Origin of the sequence: Frigoribacterium sp. CFBP 13729, assembly GCF_014841875.1 — a bacterium.
Lineage (GTDB): Bacteria > Actinomycetota > Actinomycetes > Actinomycetales > Microbacteriaceae > Frigoribacterium.
The window spans coordinates 865805-885734 of record NZ_JACYUR010000001.1; the positions used below are offsets into that span (position 1 = coordinate 865805).

General features: G+C 71.8%; 17 protein-coding genes and 1 tRNA gene. 8 read left to right on the plus strand and 10 right to left on the minus strand.

What is annotated here, in order from left to right:
- Positions 1 to 46 precede the first annotated feature (46 nt).
- The 7 genes from IFT77_RS03855 (at position 47) to IFT77_RS03885 (ending at position 8968) form a co-directional block, all read left to right on the plus strand.
- The gene (locus IFT77_RS03855; RefSeq protein ID WP_192169244.1) at positions 47 to 1645 is read left to right on the plus strand and encodes a PQQ-binding-like beta-propeller repeat protein; all 1599 of its coding nucleotides are present in this window, start codon (positions 47 to 49) and stop codon (positions 1643 to 1645) included.
- 44 nt (positions 1646 to 1689) lie between these two features.
- Positions 1690 to 3267, plus strand: a complete 1578-nt coding sequence (locus tag IFT77_RS03860; protein ID WP_192169245.1) for a PQQ-binding-like beta-propeller repeat protein — start codon at positions 1690 to 1692, stop codon at positions 3265 to 3267.
- 50 nt (positions 3268 to 3317) lie between these two features.
- Positions 3318 to 3998 carry an alpha-ketoglutarate-dependent dioxygenase AlkB gene (locus tag IFT77_RS03865; protein ID WP_192169246.1) on the plus strand — a complete coding sequence of 227 codons (681 nt, stop codon included), beginning with the start codon at positions 3318 to 3320 and terminating at the stop codon, positions 3996 to 3998.
- A gap of 154 nt (positions 3999 to 4152) precedes the next feature.
- Positions 4153 to 5226: a LacI family DNA-binding transcriptional regulator gene (locus tag IFT77_RS03870; protein WP_192042006.1), complete on the plus strand. Its 1074-nt coding sequence runs from the start codon at positions 4153 to 4155 to the stop codon at positions 5224 to 5226.
- A 134-nt stretch (positions 5227 to 5360) separates the two neighbouring features.
- Positions 5361 to 6722, plus strand: a complete 1362-nt coding sequence (locus IFT77_RS03875) for an ABC transporter substrate-binding protein (protein ID WP_192169247.1) — start codon at positions 5361 to 5363, stop codon at positions 6720 to 6722.
- A gap of 126 nt (positions 6723 to 6848) precedes the next feature.
- On the plus strand, positions 6849 to 7988 hold the full coding sequence (locus IFT77_RS03880; RefSeq protein ID WP_192042008.1) for a carbohydrate ABC transporter permease: 1140 nt from the start codon (positions 6849 to 6851) through the stop codon (positions 7986 to 7988).
- Positions 7985 to 8968 carry a carbohydrate ABC transporter permease gene (locus IFT77_RS03885; RefSeq protein ID WP_133737753.1) on the plus strand — a complete coding sequence of 328 codons (984 nt, stop codon included), beginning with the start codon at positions 7985 to 7987 and terminating at the stop codon, positions 8966 to 8968. The genes IFT77_RS03880 and IFT77_RS03885 overlap by 4 nt, the downstream gene beginning before the upstream one ends.
- A 167-nt stretch (positions 8969 to 9135) precedes the next feature.
- Here IFT77_RS03885 and IFT77_RS03890 read toward each other — a convergent pair.
- Positions 9136 to 9211, minus strand: a tRNA-Glu gene (locus IFT77_RS03890).
- A 155-nt stretch (positions 9212 to 9366) separates the two neighbouring features.
- Here IFT77_RS03890 and IFT77_RS03895 point away from each other — a divergent pair.
- Positions 9367 to 10002: an MBL fold metallo-hydrolase gene (locus tag IFT77_RS03895; protein WP_192169248.1), complete on the plus strand. Its 636-nt coding sequence runs from the start codon at positions 9367 to 9369 to the stop codon at positions 10000 to 10002.
- Between the two features lie 124 nt (positions 10003 to 10126).
- Here IFT77_RS03895 and IFT77_RS03900 read toward each other — a convergent pair whose 3' ends face one another.
- The 9 genes from IFT77_RS03900 to ilvD form a co-directional block, all read right to left on the minus strand.
- Complete coding sequence (locus IFT77_RS03900) at positions 10127 to 10438, minus strand: hypothetical protein (protein ID WP_192042010.1); 312 nt, start codon at positions 10436 to 10438, stop codon at positions 10127 to 10129.
- A 184-nt stretch (positions 10439 to 10622) separates the two neighbouring features.
- Positions 10623 to 12212, minus strand: a complete 1590-nt coding sequence (gene serA / locus IFT77_RS03905; RefSeq protein WP_192169249.1) for a phosphoglycerate dehydrogenase — start codon at positions 12210 to 12212, stop codon at positions 10623 to 10625.
- Positions 12213 to 12377: 165 nt separating this feature from the next.
- A complete protein-coding gene (locus tag IFT77_RS03910; protein ID WP_192169250.1) occupies positions 12378 to 12776 on the minus strand; it encodes a hypothetical protein in 399 nt (132 codons plus the stop codon).
- Positions 12773 to 13246 (minus strand): hypothetical protein, encoded by a 474-nt coding sequence (locus IFT77_RS03915; protein WP_192169251.1) that lies wholly within the window; start codon positions 13244 to 13246, stop codon positions 12773 to 12775. The genes IFT77_RS03910 and IFT77_RS03915 overlap by 4 nt, the downstream gene beginning before the upstream one ends.
- Positions 13243 to 14382 (minus strand): mannitol-1-phosphate 5-dehydrogenase, encoded by a 1140-nt coding sequence (locus tag IFT77_RS03920; protein WP_192169252.1) that lies wholly within the window; start codon positions 14380 to 14382, stop codon positions 13243 to 13245. Before IFT77_RS03920 ends, IFT77_RS03915 begins: the two co-directional genes overlap by 4 nt.
- Before the next feature lie 104 nt (positions 14383 to 14486).
- Positions 14487 to 15512, minus strand: coding sequence for a ketol-acid reductoisomerase (gene ilvC, locus IFT77_RS03925; RefSeq protein WP_123546472.1), 1026 nt, complete (start codon positions 15510 to 15512; stop codon positions 14487 to 14489).
- Positions 15513 to 15580: 68 nt separating this feature from the next.
- The gene (gene ilvN, locus IFT77_RS03930; RefSeq protein WP_123546473.1) at positions 15581 to 16090 is read right to left on the minus strand and encodes an acetolactate synthase small subunit; all 510 of its coding nucleotides are present in this window, start codon (positions 16088 to 16090) and stop codon (positions 15581 to 15583) included.
- Entirely contained in the window at positions 16087 to 17991 is a 1905-nt protein-coding gene (locus tag IFT77_RS03935) for an acetolactate synthase large subunit (protein WP_192169253.1), read from the minus strand. The genes ilvN and IFT77_RS03935 overlap by 4 nt, the downstream gene beginning before the upstream one ends.
- Positions 17992 to 18137: 146 nt before the next feature.
- Positions 18138 to 19901 carry a dihydroxy-acid dehydratase gene (gene ilvD, locus IFT77_RS03940; protein WP_192042017.1) on the minus strand — a complete coding sequence of 588 codons (1764 nt, stop codon included), beginning with the start codon at positions 19899 to 19901 and terminating at the stop codon, positions 18138 to 18140.
- Positions 19902 to 19930: the final 29 nt, after the last annotated feature.

Genomic DNA, 19930 nt, shown 5'->3' on the forward strand with positions numbered 1-19930 from the left:
TCCGTCGTGCGGCGGCGGGCCCGCCCGACGAGGAGGTCGACCGAGCATGGTGCGAGACGACGCTCCCTGGCTGCCGGCCCGTCCCGGCGCGGGCCGCCGTGCCGACGCGCCGGAGGCCGGCGCGGCGCAGCCCGCCTCCCTGCCGTCCAGCTCGCGCCTCTCCCCTGCCGTGCCGCACGAGGAGGCGCCCCGACGTCGGCGCCGGACGACCGCCTCCTCGTCGTCCCGCCTGCGCTCCGCCTACCTCGCCCTCGCCCTCGCGACCACGGCCGTGCTCGTCGTCGGGGTCGCGGTCGTCCCCCGCTACGGCAGCGGTCCGGCGTCCGGCACGCCCGTCGCGGACGAGCTGCGACGCCTGCCGACGGATGCTGCGTGGACCCTCGACCTCGCCGGCCTCCTCGCGCCCGACGTGCCCCCGAGCTGCGTGCACGTCTGGCCTTCCGCCGCCGTCGACGGCCTCGTCGCCGTGGGCACCTCGGTCGACCTCGAGACCGACGACGCCGCGTCCTCGACCGGCTGTCGCCGCGCCGCCGTGTCGGGGAACACGAGCCGCGTGGCGCTCGTCGAGGCCGGGACGGGCCGCGTCCGCTGGGTGCACGACCTCGCGGCGGACGTGCCCGACGCGGACGCCCTGGCCATCCCGGCGACGCAGGTCGTCCCGGCCGCCGGCCGCGTGCTGGTCCAGGTCCAGACCTCGGGCGGCGCCGCGCAGGTCGCGCTCGACCTCGACGGAGGCGACTCGCAGGAGGTGGCGCGCGGGCGCCGCGACCTGCCCGCCGTGAGCGTCGCCGCCGTCGGACGCCTGCAGCTGCGGGCCGTCGGCGGCACCGACGACGCGTCGAGGCGCTTCTTCCTCGTCGACGCGGGCGACCTCACCGAGCCCGTCTGGCAGGGCCGGGCCGACGTGGGCACCACTCCCCTGCTGCTGGAGTCGGGCGTCGTCGTCGAGGCGGACGGCCGCAGCTCGTTCGTCGACGGCCGGACCGGCGCGGCGCGTCCGCTCGAACGGGGCAGGGGCCGGGGCCGGGGCACCACCCTCGAGACGGCCGCCGTCGGCCCGGCCGGCGACGGCTCCCTCTACGTGGTCGAGCGAGCGGGACGGTCCCGTCCGACCGTGTCGGCCGTCGACCCGCTCGGCGACCGGCGGTGGACGACCCCCGTCGAGGCAGGCGCCCTCGACGTGACGGACCGGTGCGTCCTCGCCCTGTCGCCCGACGCCTCCTCCGTCACCTGCCTCGACCGGGGAGACGGGCGGGTGCTCTGGAGCCGCGACCTGGGCGGCCCTGCCCGGGTCGTGCCCGTGCCGGGGCAGTCGCGGGACGACGTCTGGGTCGTGGCGCAGCGCGACGACGGCCCCGAGCTGGCCGCCCTCGACGTGTCGGACGGCTCGCGCCGTGTCGCCCTGCCGCTCGGCCCGTCCGACGAGGTGGTCGCCGCGTCGCGCACCGTCGTCTACGTCGAGACCGACGACTCGGGAACCAGCCCCGACGCGGTCAGCGCGTACGACGCGTCGAGCGGACGCCGGCTCTGGACGTCGACGTCGACCGGCCGCGTCGCGTTCTGGGGCGGCGCCCTCGTCGTCGTGGACGACTCCGCCTCCGCCTCCCGTCTCGTCGACCGCACCCGCGTCGGGAGCACCTCGTGACGGCGCCGGGCGCCCCGTGGCAGCCCTCGCGGCCGAGGGCCGCGGTGGTCTGGGAGAAGCCGACGACTCGGGAACGGACGACGGCCGCCGAGGAGGCTGACGGGCACCAGGTCCCACCGCCCCCGGGCAGCACGACCGGCAGCCCGTCGGGCCGTCCGGCCGCGCCGGGCCCGCGCTGGTGGCGTCGTCTCGCACCCGGCCGTCGCCTCGCTCTCGGCTACCTCGCCCTCGTCCTCGCCGCCGTGGCGGTCACCGCCGCGCTCGTCCCCGGCCAGCCGGTGTACGGCGGGCTGTCGCCCTGGCAGGGCACGTCGACCGTCGACCTGAGGGAGGCGCCGACCGCCTCCGGCTGGACCGTCGACCTCGCCGGGGCGCTCGCCCCCGGCGCGCCGGCCCTCTGCCTGCGGTTCCCCTCGGTGCCCGTCGGCGACGACGGCCTCGTGCTCGTCCGCGCTGCACCGGCCTGGACCTACGGCTTCGCGAACGACGCGGGTTGTGGCAGCGACACCCGGCAGGTCGGGTCGCGGGTCGGGCTGCTCGACACGACGGACGGCCGCATGGCCTGGGTGCACGACGCCCGGGACGACTTCGCCGACCTGGGCGACCTCGACGGGGCCGAGGTGCTCTCCGCCTCGGCGATCGGCCCGGCGGGCGACCCCGACCGCCTCCTGCTGCGCACAACGGGCGGCGCCCTCTCGAAGCTCGTGGCGCTGGATCCCGCGACGGGTCGGGTCGTCGACGGCTCCGCGCCGTGGACGACGACGGACAGCGACCAGTTCCAGTCGGAGGGGCGTGTCGTCCTCACGGGACGCCAGCCGTCCGCGGGGGGCGCCTACCGGTACGAGGTCCGGGACGCGGACGACCTCGGGCACGTGACGTGGCGGGGTGCCGGCACGACGACGGGCGTCGTCCTCGCGCTGCCGGACCGGGCGCTGGTGTCGACCCCGGACGGCACGGTGGCCGTCGACCCGCGGACGGGCCGCGAGCACGACTGGGGCACACGGCTGGACGCCCTGGTCGGCCCGCTCGTGCACGACGACCTGATCGTGTCGTCCACCGGTCGATCGGGGGGCTTCACGGCCGTCGACCTCGACGGGCGGACCCGGTGGACGACCTCGCCCGACGTGCAGGGGGCACCGAGCGCGGCTCGCACGTGCCTCGTCGTCACCGACGTCGCGGACGACCGCGTCAGCTGCGTCGACTGGGACACGGGCGAGACCCGCTGGAGCCACGACCGCCGGGGAGCGGTGAGCGTGGACGGCCTCGCCGGCCAGACCGACGACGACCTCTTCGCGGCGGCGACCGCCGGGGACGACGGGTCGCTCGCGCTCCGCGTGCTCGACGGGGCGGACGGGGCCACGACCTCGGTCGTCGAGCTGCCGGGAGGCGCGGTGCCGGCGGCGACCGGACGCACCGTCGGCTACGCGTTCGCCTACGGCAGCTCGGGCGGCCGCTCGACGGTCGTCGCCTTCGACCGGTCGTCGGGCGAGCGGCTCTGGGTCTACCAGGGCAGGCTGCAGGTGTCGTTCTGGGGCGGAGTGCTGGTCGACGTCGACGTCGACGGCGTGGCGCACGAGCTCACCGGACCGGCGGCGACCGAGGTCGTCGCGCCCCGGTGGTGACCACGAGCGTGCTCGAACGCGTGTTCGAACGGTCGGCTAGGCTGAGGGGCATGAGCACGACCTTCACCTCTTCCCTGCTGGACGGCCTCGACGACGACGCCGACACGGGCGCGGGCCCCGTCACGAGGCAGGGCACCGGCCTCCGCGACCTCGACGGGGCCGTGCAGCACCTGCCCCTCGACGACGGCGCGTGGCTCGACCTCGTGCCCGGCTGGGCGACGGGCAGCGACGCGATGTTCGAGCGCCTCGTGGCCGAGGTCCCCTGGCAGGCCGACACGCGGACGATGTACGACCGGGTGGTCGAGGTGCCGCGGCTGGTGTCGTCCTACGGCGAGCGCGACGTGCTGCCCGACCCCGTGCTCGGCACGGCGCGAGACGAGCTGAACCGGTGGTACTCCACCCGGCGCGGGGCGCCCGACGAGCAGCTGTTCCGCCGCGCCGGGCTCTGCTTCTACCGCACGGGCGACGACAGCATCGCCTGGCACGGCGACCGGGTCGGCCGCACGATCGACCGCGACACGATGGTGGGCATCCTGTCCCTCGGCGCCCCGCGCACCCTCGCGATCCGGTCACGCCGCACGGGCAGGGCGCAGCGCTTCCCCCTCGGCCACGGCGACCTGCTCGTGATGGGCGGCAGCAGCCAGCGCACGCACGAGCACGCGATCGCGAAGACCCGCAAGGCGGTCGGGCCGCGCATCTCGGTGCAGTTCCGACCGGTGTGGCCCGCGTAGGCCGCCCGCGGCCGGAGCGGGCCGCTCGGGTCTGGACAGACAGGCACGGAGACCGGTGTGGCCTGCGCAGCAGCTCCCTCCCACCCGACGCTCGTCGCTCATCGGGGTCGGCGCTCGTATGCTGTGCGCACGACCGACGACGAGGTGGACGAGCATGGCACCAGCGACCCGTGACGACGTGGCGCGCCTGGCCGGCGTCTCGTCGAGCACCGTCTCGTACGCCCTCAGCGGCCGTCGGACGATCTCGGACGCCACCCGCCGTCGAGTCGAGGCGGCCATGGCCGAGCTCAACTACACGCCGAACGCCTTCGCCCGCGGCCTGGCGGGCTCGCGGGGCGGCATCCTGGCCCTGCACTACCCGTACGGCAGGCGCGGCGTGACGTCGTCCGAGTTCGAGTACGTCGCGGCGGCCACGGACCGGGCGCGGGAACGCGGCTACCACCTCCTGCTCTGGTCGACCCCGATCGACGACGTCGAGGGCCTGGAGAGCCTCGTGAGCGAGGGCCTGGTCGACGGCGTCGTCCTGATGGAGCTGACGCCGGAGGACGACCGCGTGCCGGTCCTGACGGAGGCGCGGGTCCCCTTCACGAACATCGGCCGCCCCGACGACGTGGCCGGCCTCTGGTTCGTGGACGCCGACTACGACGCGCTGGGGCGCCTGGCCGTGCAGCACCTCGTCGACCTCGGCCACGAGCGGGCGTTCTTCCTCAGCCAGTCGGTCGGCTCGCACGAGCGCGGCTCGGGCCCGCTCACGAGAGCCTCGAGGGCCCTCGGCGACGCGGCGCGCGCGGCGGGCCTCTCCCTCGAGGTGCACCACGCCCCCGTCTCGGTCACGGGCGGCCGCACGGCCTTCGACGCGTTCGTCGCCTCGCCGGCACGTCCCACCGCGGTGGTCGCGTTCAACGAGACGGCGTTGGCCGGCTTCGTGCAGGCGGCCGCGTTCGCCGGCTGCTCGATCCCCCGAGACGTCTCGGTGGTGGCCCTCAGCATCGGCGACCTCGCCGCGGACATGACCTCGCCGCCGCTCACGACCGTCTCGCCGCCCGGGGTCGAGCTCGCTGCGGCCGCCGTCGACCACCTCGTCGACCGGCTGGAGGGATGCCGGCTCGACGCGCCGCACCTCCTCGTGGCCCCGCAGCTCGTCGTCCGGGGCAGTTCCGCGCCCCCGCCCCTCGACTCCCGCGGCGCCGTCCGTCCTGCCGCTCGTGCCGGTGCGACGCGCCGCTAGCACGGGTTGTTGCGCGCCTCCTGCGCGTGTGTGACACTCATCGTCGACGCGCGTCGACGACGACGCGCGCGGCAGTGTCCCGGCTCGGCAGCACGAGCGGGACACGTGCATCGCAACTCGACGAGGAGATCACCATGCGAGCATCCCTGCACCGCAGGTTCACCGGGCCCCTGGCCATCCTGGCGGCATCCAGCTTCCTGCTGGTCGGCTGCTCCGGAAGCGCCGACCCCAACGACCCCAACGCGGGCGGCGACGCCGGCGGATCGGTCGGCACGGCCGACGGCGTCGTCAACGTCTACGGCACCATCAACGGCGACGAGGCGACCCTGCTCGAGGAGTCGTGGGCCGACTGGGAGAAGCAGAACGACATCAACATCAAGTACACGGGCGACAAGGAGTTCGAGAAGCAGATCGGCATCAAGGTCCAGGGCGGCGACACCCCCGACCTCGCGATCTTCCCGCAGCCCGGTCTCCTCGCCGACACCGTGACGTCGTCGGGCAAGGTGCAGGAGCTCCCGGCCGACGCGCTCGCCAACGTCAAGGAAGGCTGGTCCGAGGACTGGCAGAAGTACGGCCAGGTCGACGGCACGCAGTACGGCGCTCCGCTGATGGCCAGCGTCAAGGGCTACGTCTGGTACTCCCCCGCGAAGTTCGCGGAGTGGGGCGTCGAGATCCCCAAGACCTACGACGAGCTCGTCGAGGTCTCGAAGACCATCCAGGAGAAGACCGGCACCGCTCCCTGGTGCGCGGGCTTCAACTCGGGCGAGGCCTCGGGCTGGCCCGGCACCGACTGGGTCGAGGACCTCGTGCTCCGCGAGGCCGGCCCCGACGCCTACGACTCGTGGGTCTCCGGCGACACGAAGTTCACCGACCCCGAGATCAAGGACGCGTTCGACTCCGTCGGCACGATCCTGCAGGACCCGGCCATGGTCAACGCCGGCTACGGCGACGTGAAGTCGATCAACTCGACCGCCTTCGGCGACGTCGCGACCAACGTGGCGAACGGCAGCTGCGCGCTGACGCACCAGGCCTCGTTCTTCGAGGGCTTCCTCACCGCGGCGAACAACGCCGAGGGCGCCCCCGCCACGGTCGCCGAGGACGGCGACGTCTGGGCCTTCCTCACCCCGCCGATGAAGGAGGACGACCCGGCAGCCGTCACCGGCGGCGGTGAGTTCGTCGCCGCGTTCTCGAACGACGACGACACCGCCAAGGTGCAGGCGTACCTCGCCAGCGCCGACTGGGCGAACAGCCGCGTGTCGCTCGGAGGCGTCATCTCGGCGAACAAGGGCCTCGACCCGGAGAACGCCGGCAGCGACCTGCTGAAGGGCGCCGTCGAGATCCTCCAGGGCACGGACACGACGTTCCGCTTCGACGGCTCCGACCTGATGCCCAAGTCGGTCGGCTCCGACAGCTTCTGGAAGGGCATGGTCGACTGGATCGACGGCACGGACACCGACTCGGTGCTCGAGGAGATCCAGGCCGGCTACAGCAGCTAGCCAGCACCCCCACCGTGAGGGGCCGTCGCCGTGCGGCGGCGGCCCCTCACGCGTCCCCGTCGCGCGCAGCCGCCTCCTCTCGCCTGTGCCCGAGCGCCCCCGTACCCGAACGTGAAAGGGACAGCGATGTCCAGTTTCTTCCAGTGGTTGGCGGGCATCCCGCCCCTGGCCCAGATCCCCCTGATCCTGCTCGCCTTCGCCGCGCTGGTCGGCGTGGTGCTCGTCTTCGTCGAGTTCGCGCCCCGCCGCGGCCGGCAGTACACGATCCTCCGCCTCGCCGTCTGCGTCGTCGTCCCCGTGGTGGTGCTGCTCGCTTTCGGCCTCTACCAGTCGGTCATCTGGGTCGCGGCGATCGCGGCCGTCCTCGGCGGCGGGCTGTTCCTGCTCGACTACCGCTCGAAGCGCGGGGCCGGCTACTCGCTGCAGCTCATCGCCTTCATGACGCCGGCCGTGTTCTTCCTGCTGATCGGCCTGATCTACCCGACCATCACCACGGCGGGCCAGGCCTTCATGAAGAACGACGGCTCGGGCTTCGCGGGCCTCGACAACTTCGTCTGGGTCTTCACGAGCCCCGACGGCCTCACCGCCTTCGGCAACACGCTGATCTGGGTGCTGCTCGCGCCGATCACCGCGACCGCCATCGGCCTCGCCTACGCGGTCTTCATCGACAAGAGCCGCGGCGAGAAGTTCCTCAAGCTGCTCGTCTTCATGCCGATGGCCATCTCGTTCGTGGGCGCGTCGATCATCTTCAAGTTCTTCTACGACATCCGCCAGGGCGACCAGATCGGCCTGCTGAACGGCATCCTCGTCGGCTTCGGCGGCCAGCCCGTCGACTGGCTCGGGCTCGAGCCGTGGAACACCCTGCTGCTCGTGATCGTGCTGATCTGGACCCAGGCCGGCTTCGCGATGACGGTGCTGTCCGCCGCCATCAAGGGCGTGCCCGCCGAGCAGCTCGAGGCGGCCTCGCTCGACGGGACCAACGGGTTCCAGGCGTTCCGCCACATCACCGTGCCCGGCATCCGCACGACCATCATCGTCGTGCTCACGACCATCTCGATCGCGTCCCTGAAGGTCTACGACATCGTCTCGGCGATGACCGGCGGCCGGAACGACACGACCATCCTCGCCTTCGAGATGGTGCGCCAGTTCCAGCTCGGCAGCCGCACCGGCTACAGCTCGGCGCTGGCCGTGATCCTGTTCGTGCTCGTCCTGCCGATCGTCGTCTACAACGCCCGCCAGATCCAGAAGCAGAGGGAGATCCGATGACCGCCACCCCCACCCCCGTCGGGGTCGCCGTCGGCTCGGGCACCGAGCGGCAGCTCAAGCGCGGCCTCGCCGCCGTCGAGAGCTCGAGCGGCAAGCTCAAGAAGGGCACGACGAGCCGCGGCGCCACGATCGCCGCGCTCATCATCGCGGCGATCTGGACGCTGCCGACGGCCGGTCTCTTCATCTCGTCGTTCCGCCCGGCGAACGACATCAAGACCACCGGCTGGTGGACCGTCTTCGCCAACCCCGGGTTCACGCTCGACAACTACGTCAACGCGTTCAACTCGGGCGACAGCCTCACCCTCGGCAAGGCCTTCTTCAACTCCCTGGTCATCACGCTGCCCGCGGCGCTCATCCCGATCACGATCGCCAGCCTCGCGGCCTACGCGTTCGCCTGGATCGACTTCAAGGGCCGCAACACGATGTTCGTGCTCGTCTTCGCCCTGCAGATCGTGCCGATCCAGATGGCCCTCGTGCCGCTGCTCCGGCTCTTCTCGGACGGTCTCCGGGTCGGGGGCCTGTACATCCTCCCCGGGCTCGGGGTGAACGGGCTCGACGGCTCGTTCGCCAAGGTGTGGATCGCGCACACCATCTTCGCGCTCCCCCTGGCGATCTTCATGCTGCACAACTTCATCTCCGAGATCCCGGCGGAGGTGATCGAGGCGGCCCGCATGGACGGCGCCGGACACGGCCAGGTCTTCTTCCGCATCGTGCTGCCGCTGTCGATGCCGGCCATCGCCTCCTTCGGCATCTTCCAGTTCTTGTGGGTGTGGAACGACCTGCTCGTGGCGACGGTGTTCACCTCGGGGCAGGGGCTGCCCATCACGAAGGCGCTGCAGGACCTGTCCGGCTCGTACGGCCAGTCGTGGGAGCTGCTCACAGCCGGGGCGTTCATCTCGATCATCGTGCCGCTGATCGTGTTCTTCGCCCTGCAGCGGTTCTTCGTCCGCGGCCTGCTGGCCGGCGCCACGAAGGGCTAGACCGCCCTGGCGGTGCTCGACCTGCCTCACGGCGGGACGGCCCCGGCGACGTCACCCCGACGTCGCCGGGGCCGTTCCCGTCGGGGCTGGGCTGGGGCGGGCCCAGAGGGGCCGATCCTTTCCAGGAACGACGAAACCGCCCGGCTGAGAGCCGGGCGGTTTCGTGGTGGTGACCCCAACGGGATTCGAACCCGTGTTACCGCCGTGAGAGGGCGACGTACTAGGCCGCTATACGATGGGGCCGTATTTGCAACTCGTCGAGTATGCCACAGCTGTCGAGCCGGTCACAAATCGAGGCCGCCCCGCGTGTCGCGGGCGGTCCACGGGCGCACGGGAGGCGGGGCACCCGTCCTCGACGAGGGGTCGCCGCGGCCTGTGGCGGGCGTACAGTCGCCCTCATGCGCCTCACGAAACTCGAACACGCCTGCCTCGTCGTCGAGAAGGACGGGCGCAAGCTCGTCATCGACCCCGGCTCGTTCACCGCTCCCCTGGTCGACCTGCACGACGTCGACGCCGTCGTGGTGACCCACGAGCACGCCGACCACTGGACGCCCGACCAGCTCGCCCACCTGCGGGAGACGAACCCGGACGCGGTCCTGTACGGACCGCAGGGCGTCGCGGACGCGGCCGACGGGTTCGAGGTCCACGTCGTCACCGACGGCGACACGGTCGAGGCCGGGCCCTTCACCCTGTCGTTCCACGGGACGCGGCACGCGGTGATCCACGAGAGCATCCCCGTGATCGACAACGTCGGCGTCCTGGTCGACGGCTCGCTGTTCTACCCGGGCGACCAGTTCACCGTGCCGGACGTGCCCGTCGAGACCCTGGCGACGCCGGTCGGCGCCCCGTGGCTCAAGGTGTCCGAGGTCATCGACTACGTGGCGGCCGTGAAGCCGAAGCTGGCCTTCCCGACGCACGAGCAGACCCTCTCCGGCCCCGGCCTGGCGATGCACTTCGACCGGATGAAGGCGAGCGCGCAGTCGGTCGGCGGCGACGCCGTGCAGCTCGCCGCCCACGAGTCGATCGAGCTCTAGGCGCGAGCCGCTGCCCCCGGCACGCACAGCCGCTCCCCCGCACGCACCACGACGCCCCGGCGCAGGTCAGAGGACCGGCGCCGGGGCGTCGTGCTGTGCCGAGGTGTCGCGACGCGGGACGCGGTCAGATCGCGGCCACCTGGCGGCGTCGTGACACGCTGAACCAGAGCGGGAGCGGCACCGCGAGAGCCAGGATCGACACGCCGGCGCCGACCCACGATCCCGTGACGGTGACGCCAGGCGATCCCGGTTCCGCCCGCGCCCCGTCGAAGGTCGCCATCAGGGGGATGTCGATGGTGATGCCCTGCGAGAACGCTGTCGCTGCCGTGACCATCGTGACGACAGCCACGATCAGAGCAGCCATGGCCACCGAGCAGATCGAGACGAACGACGCGGCGATGCCCGGGAGCTTCATCTGGTCTCCGATGCGGATCATGATCCCCTCTTTCCTGGTGCACAGGATGTCACATCCGAAGACGCGGGTAAAACTGATGCTGATGTGCCGAACGGGAACTACTCCGGGTGGGGACGCCCCGCTCCCCTTCACGAGCACAGCACGACGCCCCGGCGCCGGTCGCGAGACCGGCGCCGGGGCGTCGTGGTGTGGTGCAGGCTGTCGGTTACAGCGTGACGTCGATCTCGCGGAGCAGCTCGGCGTCGATCGCCGTGCGCACCTTCTCGAGCAGGTCGTCGGGCGCGGGGCTGTCGATCGTGAGCACGCTGAGGGCCTGGCCCCCGGCGCTGCGGCGGGCGATCTGCATGCCGGCGATGTTGATGCCGGCGTCGCCGAACTCCTTGCCGTAGACGGCGACGATGCCCGGGCGGTCGCCGTAGACCATGACGAGGTGGTGGGCCGCGATCGGGACCTCGACGTCGTAGCCGTTGATCTCGACGATCTTCTCGACCTGCTTCGTGCCCGTCAGGGTGCCCGAGACCGAGATCTGGCCGCCGTCGGCGAGCGAGCCGCGGACGGTGAGGACGTTGCGGTACTCCTCGCTCGTGGGGTCGGTGAGCAGCCGCACGGTGATGCCGCGCTGCTCCGCGAGCAGCGGCGCGTTCACGTAGCTGACCGACTCGCTGACGATGTTCGTGAAGATGCCCTTGAGCGCCGCGAGCTTGAGGACGCTGACGTCGTGGTCGACGAGGTCGCCGCGGACCTCGACGTCGACGCTCGTGAGGGGCGAGTCGGCGAGTGCCGCGAAGACCTGGCCGATCTTCTCGAGCAGCGGGATGCCGGGACGCACGTAGGGGTCGATGACCCCGCCGGCGACGTTCACGGCGTCGGGCACCAGCTCGCCCCCGAGGGCCAGGCGCACCGAACGCGCGACCGAGACGCCCGCCTTCTCCTGAGCCTCGTCGGTCGAGGCGCCGAGGTGCGGGGTGACGACGACGTTCTCGAGGCCGAGGAGCTTCTGGTCGACCGGGGGCTCGGACACGAACACGTCGAGGCCCGCACCGGCGATCTCGCCCGTGGTGAGCGCCGTGTAGAGGTCGTCCTCGTCGATCAGGCCGCCACGGGCGACGTTGACGACGAACGCCGTCGGCTTCATCGCCTTCATCTGGTCGAGGCCGATCATGCCGGTCGTCTCCGCCGTCCTGGGCATGTGGATGGTGACGAAGTCGGCGGTGGCGAGCAGCTCGTCGAGGGAGAGCAGCGTGACGCCGAGTTGCTGGGCTCGGGCCGGGGTGACGTAGGGGTCGTAGGCGACCACGTTCACGCCGAAGGCCTGCAGGCGGGCCGTGATCAGCGCGCCGATGCGCCCGAGCCCGACGATGCCCACCGTCTTCTCGAACAGCTCGACGCCCGTGTACTTCGAGCGCTTCCACTGACCCTGTGCGAGGGCGGAGTGCGCCGCCGGGATGTGCCGCGCGAGGCTGAGGATGTGCCCGATGGTGAGCTCGGCCGCGGAGATGATGTTCGAGGTCGGCGCGTTGACCACCATGACGCCGGCCGTCGTGGCCGCCTTGATGTCGACGTTGTCGAGCCCGACGCCCGCGCGGGCGATCACCTTGAGGCCGGGAGCCGCCGCGATGGCCTCGGCGTCGAGCTGCGTCGCCGACCGGACGAGGACGGCATCGGCCCCCGCGAGGGCGGAGAGCAGGGCGGCCCGGTCGGTGCCGTCCACCGACCGGACGTCGAAGTCGGGGCCGAGGGCCTCGACGGTGGCGGGTGAGAGTTCTTCTGCGATCAGCACGACGGGCTTGGCCACGGAGACGATGTCCTAACGAGAGGGGTCTGGGGTGAACGCCGCGACGCGCCGTGGGCGCGGCTGCTGTGCACTCTATCGACTCGGGCGGCGCATGACGCGCACATGACGCCCCGCCCGCGTCCGCCACCCGGGCCTGCGGCCGGGCGTGCCGCCGAGCAGCTCGGATCAGATGCTGAGCACGTACGCCGTGATCGTGAGCGACACCGAGCCGACAAGCGCGAGCGCCGCGACGAAGGCGAGCACGACCTGCCAGAGCGGCCGTCGGCGCGCCACGACGAGCGCACCGACCCACGCGACGACCGGCAGCAGCACGTTGGCGACGAGCGCGACCCAGGGCGGGGAGGCGGCGAGGCCGTCGACCCCGACCTCGTCGAAGAACTCGTTGTTCTGGTAGCGGACGTCCTGCGGAACGAGCACGAGGTTGGTGATCGCCTCGTACAGGTCGTAGGCGAAGAGAAAGGCGGCCAGGGCGGCGACCACGACGACGCCGACGCGCGGGCCACGACGGCGTGAGGCGGCGGGGCCGACCGGCTGCGTGACCGGGCCGGTCTCGCGGGCGGTCACGCGCCTCCTCCGATCACCAGGGGCCACGGCGCCAGGGCGACCGCCCCGACGGCGAACACGAGGAGGCGGCGCGACGACCGCGACTGCGGCACGAGCAGGATCGTCGTCACGAACCACACCGCGGGCGCGACGATCGCCAGCGCGACGCCGAGCAGCCACAGCGCCGTCTGCACGCGGTCGACGGCGGTGCCGCCGAACGAGAGCAGGAACTGGTCCCTCGAGACGAGCCAGCCGACGCAGGACAACAGCGCGACGCCGCCGAAGACCCCGTGGCCCACCAGGGAGGCGCTGCTCATCCCCCCGGGGAGCTCGTCGTCGGCCTCGGGGCCGGCTTGCGAGACGGGCGCGGGGCCCTCGACGTGGCTGGCGTCGCGCTCGTCGCCCCAGCTGAGGGCGTCGTCCTGGTCGTCGATCTCGTCGTGCTCGTCGACCTCGTCTGGTTCGGGGCGCGCCGGGGACGGGTCGGTCATGCCGCCGTCTTCGACGAGACCGCCTCCAGCAGCGCCGGGAACAGCGGGTGGCCCTGCTCGACGCCGGTCAACGTGACCGTCAGCTCCTCGTCGGGGAGGCCCGACGTGAGCAGCGCCTGCAGCTCGACGCTCTCGGAGTCGTCCGGCACGTCGAAGTCGAGCGCCGCACGGACCGCACGGACCAGCGCGTCGTGGCCGAGCCCGCGCTCGGCGAGCTGCGTGGCCGGGCCGACGAACCGCTCGTGGCGGCTGAGCTTGCGCAGCGGGCCACGGCCGACCCGCTCGGTCGTGTCGGGCAGGTGCGGGTTCGAGATGCGCACCAGGTTCTTCTCGACGTAGGCCTGCTGCTCGTCGAGGTCGAGGTCGTGCTTGGCGACGAGCAGCTCGGTGGTCTCGCGCAGCGCGCCGCGGACCTCTGCCAGCACTGCCTCGTCGGCCAGCGCCTCGCGGATGCTCTCGAGGCCGCGCGAGAAGCCGTGGTAGGCGGCGGCCGCGTGGGCGGTGTTGACCGTGAACAGCTTTCGCTCGATGAACGGCTCGAGGTCGTCGACCCAGGTGACGCCCGCGATGTCGGGCCGGTCGGCGCCGAAGGGCGTGCTCTCGACGACCCACTCGAAGAACGACTCGATGGTCACGTCGAGCGAGCCGGCGGCCTGCTCGGGGACGATGCGGTCGATCGCGCAGTTGGCGAAGACGGCGTTCTCGGCCGGGTCGGCCTGGCGCACGGCCTCGGCCAGGGAGTCGGTGGCGTTGATCGCGTTCTCGCACGCGATCACGGCGAGGGGCGCCAGGGAGGCGTCACGGGCGGCGAGCCCGCGGGCGATCACGGGGGCGACGAACGGGAGGATGCGGGCGCCCACGGCCGTCGTGACGACGTCGGCGGTCGCGATCTCGGCGACCAGCGCCTCCTCGTCGGTGCGGCTGTTGATCGCCCGGTAGCCGTCGACCACGGTGGTGCGGCTCTCTTCGCCGACCTCGTGCACCTCGAACGACGGCTGCTGCTGCAGCAGACCGATCAGCTCGTCGTTGACGTCCGCGAACACGACCTCGTAGCCGCTCGCGTGCAGGAACTGCGCCACGAAGCCCCGACCGATGTTCCCCGCACCGAAGTGCACTGCCTTCTTGCTCGCTGCCATGCCCTAGATCATGCCACGACAGCCCGTGAGCCCCGGACGGCCGAAGGGCCCCGCTCCGGGTGGAGAGGGGCCCTGCGGGTGGTGCTCAGGTGGAGAGGGGGTGGCTAGCGCGCAGCGCTGCCGTCGACGTAGTCGGTGTCGGTCTGCTTCCAGGCGAAGAGGGCCCGGAGCTCCTGGCCCGTGGCCTCGATGGGGTGCTCCTCGCCCTTCTTGCGCAGCTCGGCGAACTCGGGCGCGCCGGCGTCCTGGTCGTCGATGAACCGCTTCGCGAAGGCGCCCGACTGGATGTCGGCCAGGACGGCCTTCATGTTCTCCTTCACGTCGGGCGTGATGACGCGGGGGCCCGAGACGTAGTCGCCGTACTCGGCGGTGTCGGAGACGCTCCAGCGCTGCTTGGCGAGGCCGCCCTCCCAGATGAGGTCGACGATGAGCTTGAGCTCGTGCAGCACCTCGAAGTAGGCGATCTGCGGCTGGTAGCCGGCCTCGGTGAGGGTCTCGAAGCCGTACTGGATCAGCTGCGAGGTGCCGCCGCAGAGCACGGCCTGCTCGCCGAAGAGGTCGGTCTCGGTCTCTTCGGTGAAGGTCGTCTTGATGCCGCCGGCACGGAGGCCGCCGATGCCCTTCGAGTACGACCAGGCGAGGTCCCAGGCCGAGCCCGAGGCGTCGTTCTCGACCGCCACGATGACGGGGACGCCACGGCCGGCCTCGAACTCGCGGCGGACGGTGTGGCCGGGGCCCTTGGGGGCGACGAGCAGCACGTCCACGTTGTCGGGGGCCTCGATGTAGCCGAAGCGGATGTTGAAGCCGTGGCCGAAGACGAGCGCCTTGCCCTCGGTGAGGTTCGGGGCGATGTCGTCCGCGTAGACGTGGCGCTGCACCTGGTCGGGCGCGAGGACGACGATCACGTCGCCCCAGGCCGAGGCCTCGGCGGGGGTGTGGACCGTGAAGCCGGCCTCCTCGGCCTTGGCGCGGCTCTTCGAGCCCTCCTTCAGGCCGATGACGACCTCGACGCCCGAGTCGCGCAGGTTGAGCGCGTGCGCGTGGCCCTGCGAGCCGTAGCCGATGACGGCGACCTTCTTGCCCTGGATGATCGACAGGTCTGCGTCGGTGTCGTACACGATCTCAGTCACGGTGGTGGTTCTCCTTGTGTGGGGCGGTGGGGTGGAGCAGGGAGGCGGCGGGGACGAGCCCGCGCCGGTCACTGGGCCTTGGGGACCCGGTCGGTGATCGCCTTCGAGCCGCGGCCGATGGCCAGCAGGCCGGACTGCGAGATCTCGCGGATGCCGTAGGGCTCGAGCACGCGCAGCAGCGCCGTGGTCTTGCCGGTGTCGCCGGTGACCTCGATCACGAGCGAGTCGGTCGAGACGTCGACCACGGACGCGCGGAAGAGCGTGACGGCCTCGAGCACCTGCGACCGGGTGGTGGCGTCGACCCGCACCTTGATCAGCATGTGCTCGCGCTGCACCGACTGCGAGTAGTCGAGCTCGACGATCTTGATGACGTTGATCAGCTTGTTGAGCTGCTTCGTCACCTGCTCCAGCGGCAGCTCCTCGACGTCGACGACGACGGTGATGCGGCTGAGGCCCTCGACCTCGCTCTTGCCGACCGCGAGGCTCTCGATGTTGAAGCCGCGGCGGGCGAAGAGCCCCGCGACGCGGGTCAGCAGACCGGGCTTGTCCTCGACGAGGAGGCTCAGGACGTGGCTCATGCGTGCTCTCCTGTCATGTCGCCGTCACGGGTCGTGTCGGAGGCGCTGGTGCCGGGGGCCTCGTCGTCCCACTCGGGGGCGAGGGCCCGGGCGTGCTGGATCTCGGAGTTGGAGACGCCCTGGGGCACCATCGGCCAGACCATGGCGTCGCGGCTGACGACGAAGTCGATCACGACCGGGCGGTCGTTCGTCTCGAGCGCGAGCTGGATGGCGGCGTCGATCTCGTCCTCCCGCGTGACGCGGATGCCGAGGGCTCCGTACGCGTCGGCGAGCTTGACGAAGTCGGGCACCATCCGGGTCTCGTGACCCGTGTTCAGGTCGGTGAACGAGTGGCGCCCCTCGTAGAACAGGGTCTGCCACTGGCGGACCATGCCGAGCGACGAGTTGTTGATGATCGCGACCTTGATCGGGATGTCGTTGATGACGCAGGTGGCGAGCTCCTGGTTCGTCATCTGGAAGCACCCGTCGCCGTCGATGGCCCACACGACACGGTCCGGCTGGGCGACCTTGGCGCCCATCGCGGCCGGCACCGAGTAGCCCATCGTGCCTGCGCCTCCCGAGTTCAACCAGGCGTGGGGACGCTCGTACTCGATGAACTGCGCGGCCCACATCTGGTGCTGGCCCACGCCGGAGGCGTAGATCGCCTCGGGACCGGACAGCTGCCCGATCCGCTGGATCACGGCCTGCGGCGAGAGGAGGCCGTCGTCGGGCTGGGTGTAGCCGAGCGGGAACTGCTCGCGCAGCCCCTCGAGCTTCTGCCACCAGGCGGAGGTGTCGGCGCGGTCGGCGGCGGGGATCTCGGCGAACGCCGCGGCGAGGTCGGGGATGACGACCTTCGCGTCGCCCACGATGGGCACGTCCGCGAGGCGGATCTTGGAGATCTCGGCCGGGTCGATGTCGACGTGGACCACCTTGGCGCCGGGGGCGAAGAGGTCGGCCTTGCCGGTGACGCGGTCGTCGAAGCGGGCGCCGAGCGCGATGATGAGGTCGCTCTCCTGCAGGCCGAGCACGGCCGGCACGGTGCCGTGCATGCCCGGCATGCCCAGGTGCTGGGCGTGGGTGTCGGGGAACGCGCCGCGAGCCATCAGCGTCGTCACCACGGGGGCGCCGGTCAGCTCGACCAGCGTCTTGAGCTCGGCTGACGCCCCGGCGCGGATCACCCCGCCGCCGACGTAGAACACGGGCCGCTCCGCCGCGGCGATCATCTGGGCCGCCGCGGCGATCTGCTTGCCGTGCGCCTTCGTGACCGGCCGGTAGCCGGGCAGGTCGACGACGGGCGGCCAGACGAAGGGCGCCGAGTTCTGCTGGGCGTCCTTGGTGATGTCGACGAGCACGGGGCCCGGCCGGCCGGTGCTCGCGATCTGGTACGCGGCGGCGAGCGTCGCGGGGATGTCCTCGGGCTTCGTCACGAGGAACGAGTGCTTGGTGATCGGCATCGTGATGCCGACGATGTCGGCCTCCTGGAACGCGTCCGTGCCCATCAGGGTCGAGAAGACCTGTCCCGTGATCGCGAGCAGCGGCATGCTGTCCATGTAGGCGTCCGCGATGGCGGTGACGAGGTTGGTGGCCCCCGGACCGGAGGTGGCGATCGCCACGCCGACCCGTCCCGAGGCCGCGGCGTAGCCCTCGGCCGCGTGGCCGGCGCCCTGCTCGTGGCGCACGAGGATGTGGCGGATGGCGGTCGACGCCATGAGCTCGTCGTAGAAGGGGATGATCGCGCCGCCGGGGAGGCCGAAGACGTCGGTGACCCCGAGGTGCTCGAGCGACTTGAGGATCGCGCCGGAGCCCGTGAGGACGACCGGCTGCGTGGTCGTCGCGGTGCTCGTGGGGCCGGCAGCGGGGGCCGGCCGGGCGCCGGGGCGCACGGGGGCGCCGGGCTGAGGTGTCGTGTCGTTGGGCATCAGTGCCGATTCCCTCTTCGTGGTGGTGGTGGAGCGGTGACGACGGTGCCGGTCGACGGCGGTGCGCTGTGCGGAGCGGCGAGCCGGACGCCCCGTCCGGATGCCGGCTCGGGCGGCGGTGCCGCGCCGAGCCGGTCGGGACGAGGTCAGTACGTGACTGCGCCCTCGGCCGCGGAGCGGACCTGGCGTGCGTACTTGGCGAGGACACCGCGGGTGTAGCGCGGAGGGAGGGGAGCCCAGCCTTCTCGGCGGGCCTCGAGCTCAGCGGCGTCGACGAGTAGGTCGATCGAGCGAGCGGCGATGTCGACACGGATGAGGTCGCCATCACGCACGAAGGCGATGGGACCGGAGTCCACCGCTTCGGGTGCTATGTGGCCGATGCAGAGGCCGGTTGTGCCGCCCGAGAATCGTCCGTCCGTCAAGAGTAGTACATCCTTGCCGAGCCCAGCGCCCTTGATGGCCGCGGTGATGGCGAGCATCTCGCGCATCCCCGGGCCGCCTTTCGGGCCCTCGTAGCGGATGACGACGACGTCGCCGGCCTCGATCCGCCCGGCGGTCAGGGCGTCCATCGCGCCGCGCTCGCGCTCGAAGACCTTGGCCGGGCCCTCGAAGACGGAGGCGTCGAAGCCCGCGGTCTTGACGACGGCGCCCTCGGGGGCGAACGACCCGCTGAGCACGGTGAGCCCGCCGGTCGCGTGGATCGGGTTCTCGAGGGTGCGCAGCACCTCGCCGTCGAGCGGCTTCGGCTTGATCGCCTCGAGGTTCTCCCGCACGGTCTTGCCGGTGACGGTGAGGCAGTCGCCGTGCAGCAGGCCCGCGTCGAGCAGCGCCTTCATGACGACGGGCACGCCGCCCATGCGGTCGACGTCGTTCATCACGTACTTGCCGAAGGGCTTGAGGTCGCCGATGTGCGGGATGGTGTCGCCGATGCGGTTGAAGTCGTCGATGGTAAGGTCGACCTCGGCCTCGTAGGCGATCGCCAGCAGGTGCAGCACGACGTTGGTCGACCCGCCGAACGCCATGGCGACGGCGATGGCGTTCTCGAACGCCTCCTTCGTCAGGATGTCGCGGGTGGTGATGCCGAGGCGCAGCAGGTTCACCACGGCCTCGCCCGAGCGGTGGGCGAAGTAGTCGCGACGACGGTCGGCCGAGGGCGGCGACGCCGAGCCGGGCAGGCTCATGCCCAGCGCCTCGGCGACGCTCGCCATCGTGTTGGCGGTGTACATGCCGCCGCAGGCGCCCTCGCCGGGCACGATGGCGCACTCGATGGCCTTGAGGTCGTCGTCGCTGATGGTGCCGGCCTTGTGCGCGCCGACGGCCTCGAACGAGTCGATGATCGTGACGTTCTTCTCGGTGCCGTCGCTGAGCTTGACCCAGCCGGGGGCGACGCTGCCCGCGTAGAGGAACACGCTGGCGAGGTCGAGGCGCGCGGCGGCCATGAGCATGCCGGGAAGCGACTTGTCGCAGCCGGCGAGCAGCACCGAGCCGTCGAGGCGCTCGGCGTTCATGACGACCTCGACGCTGTCGGCGATGACCTCGCGAGAGACGAGCGAGAAGTGCATGCCCTCGTGGCCCATCGAGATGCCGTCGGAGACGGAGACGGTGCCGAACTGCAGCGGGTAGCCGCCGCCGCCGTGCACTCCCTCTTTCGCGCCCTGGGCGAGCCGGTCGAGGGACAGGTTGCAGGGGGTGATCTCGTTCCAGCTGCTGGCGATGCCGATCTGCGGCTTCTCCCAGTCCTCGTCGCCCATGCCGACGGCGCGGAGCATGCCGCGCGAGGTGGTGGCCTCGACCCCGTCGGTGACGACGCGGCTGCGGGGCTTGATGTCGATGGGTGCTGCGTCGATGGGCGCTGCGTCGATGGGGCCTCGGGCTTCTGCGTCCGACGGCTGGCTGTCATTCACGGGCATGGGTCGAGTTTAGGGCCAGCCGGCGCCAC

Excerpts from the sequence above, each read along its gene's own strand:
- ilvN (WP_123546473.1), bottom strand. The coding sequence starts at position 16,090 with ATGAGCCACGTCCTGAGCCTCCTCGTCGAGGACAAGCCCGGTCTGCTG.
- IFT77_RS03885 (WP_133737753.1), top strand. The coding sequence starts at position 7,985 with ATGACCGCCACCCCCACCCCCGTCGGGGTCGCCGTCGGCTCGGGCACC.
- IFT77_RS03915 (WP_192169251.1), bottom strand. The coding sequence starts at position 13,246 with ATGACCGACCCGTCCCCGGCGCGCCCCGAACCAGACGAGGTCGACGAG.
- IFT77_RS03935 (WP_192169253.1), bottom strand. The coding sequence starts at position 17,991 with ATGCCCAACGACACGACACCTCAGCCCGGCGCCCCCGTGCGCCCCGGC.
- IFT77_RS03865 (WP_192169246.1), top strand. The coding sequence starts at position 3,318 with ATGAGCACGACCTTCACCTCTTCCCTGCTGGACGGCCTCGACGACGAC.
- IFT77_RS03855 (WP_192169244.1), top strand. The coding sequence starts at position 47 with ATGGTGCGAGACGACGCTCCCTGGCTGCCGGCCCGTCCCGGCGCGGGC.
- IFT77_RS03875 (WP_192169247.1), top strand. The coding sequence starts at position 5,361 with ATGCGAGCATCCCTGCACCGCAGGTTCACCGGGCCCCTGGCCATCCTG.
- ilvD (WP_192042017.1), bottom strand. The coding sequence starts at position 19,901 with ATGCCCGTGAATGACAGCCAGCCGTCGGACGCAGAAGCCCGAGGCCCC.
- IFT77_RS03900 (WP_192042010.1), bottom strand. The coding sequence starts at position 10,438 with ATGATCCGCATCGGAGACCAGATGAAGCTCCCGGGCATCGCCGCGTCG.
- IFT77_RS03895 (WP_192169248.1), top strand. The coding sequence starts at position 9,367 with ATGCGCCTCACGAAACTCGAACACGCCTGCCTCGTCGTCGAGAAGGAC.
- IFT77_RS03870 (WP_192042006.1), top strand. The coding sequence starts at position 4,153 with ATGGCACCAGCGACCCGTGACGACGTGGCGCGCCTGGCCGGCGTCTCG.
- IFT77_RS03880 (WP_192042008.1), top strand. The coding sequence starts at position 6,849 with ATGTCCAGTTTCTTCCAGTGGTTGGCGGGCATCCCGCCCCTGGCCCAG.
- IFT77_RS03920 (WP_192169252.1), bottom strand. The coding sequence starts at position 14,382 with ATGGCAGCGAGCAAGAAGGCAGTGCACTTCGGTGCGGGGAACATCGGT.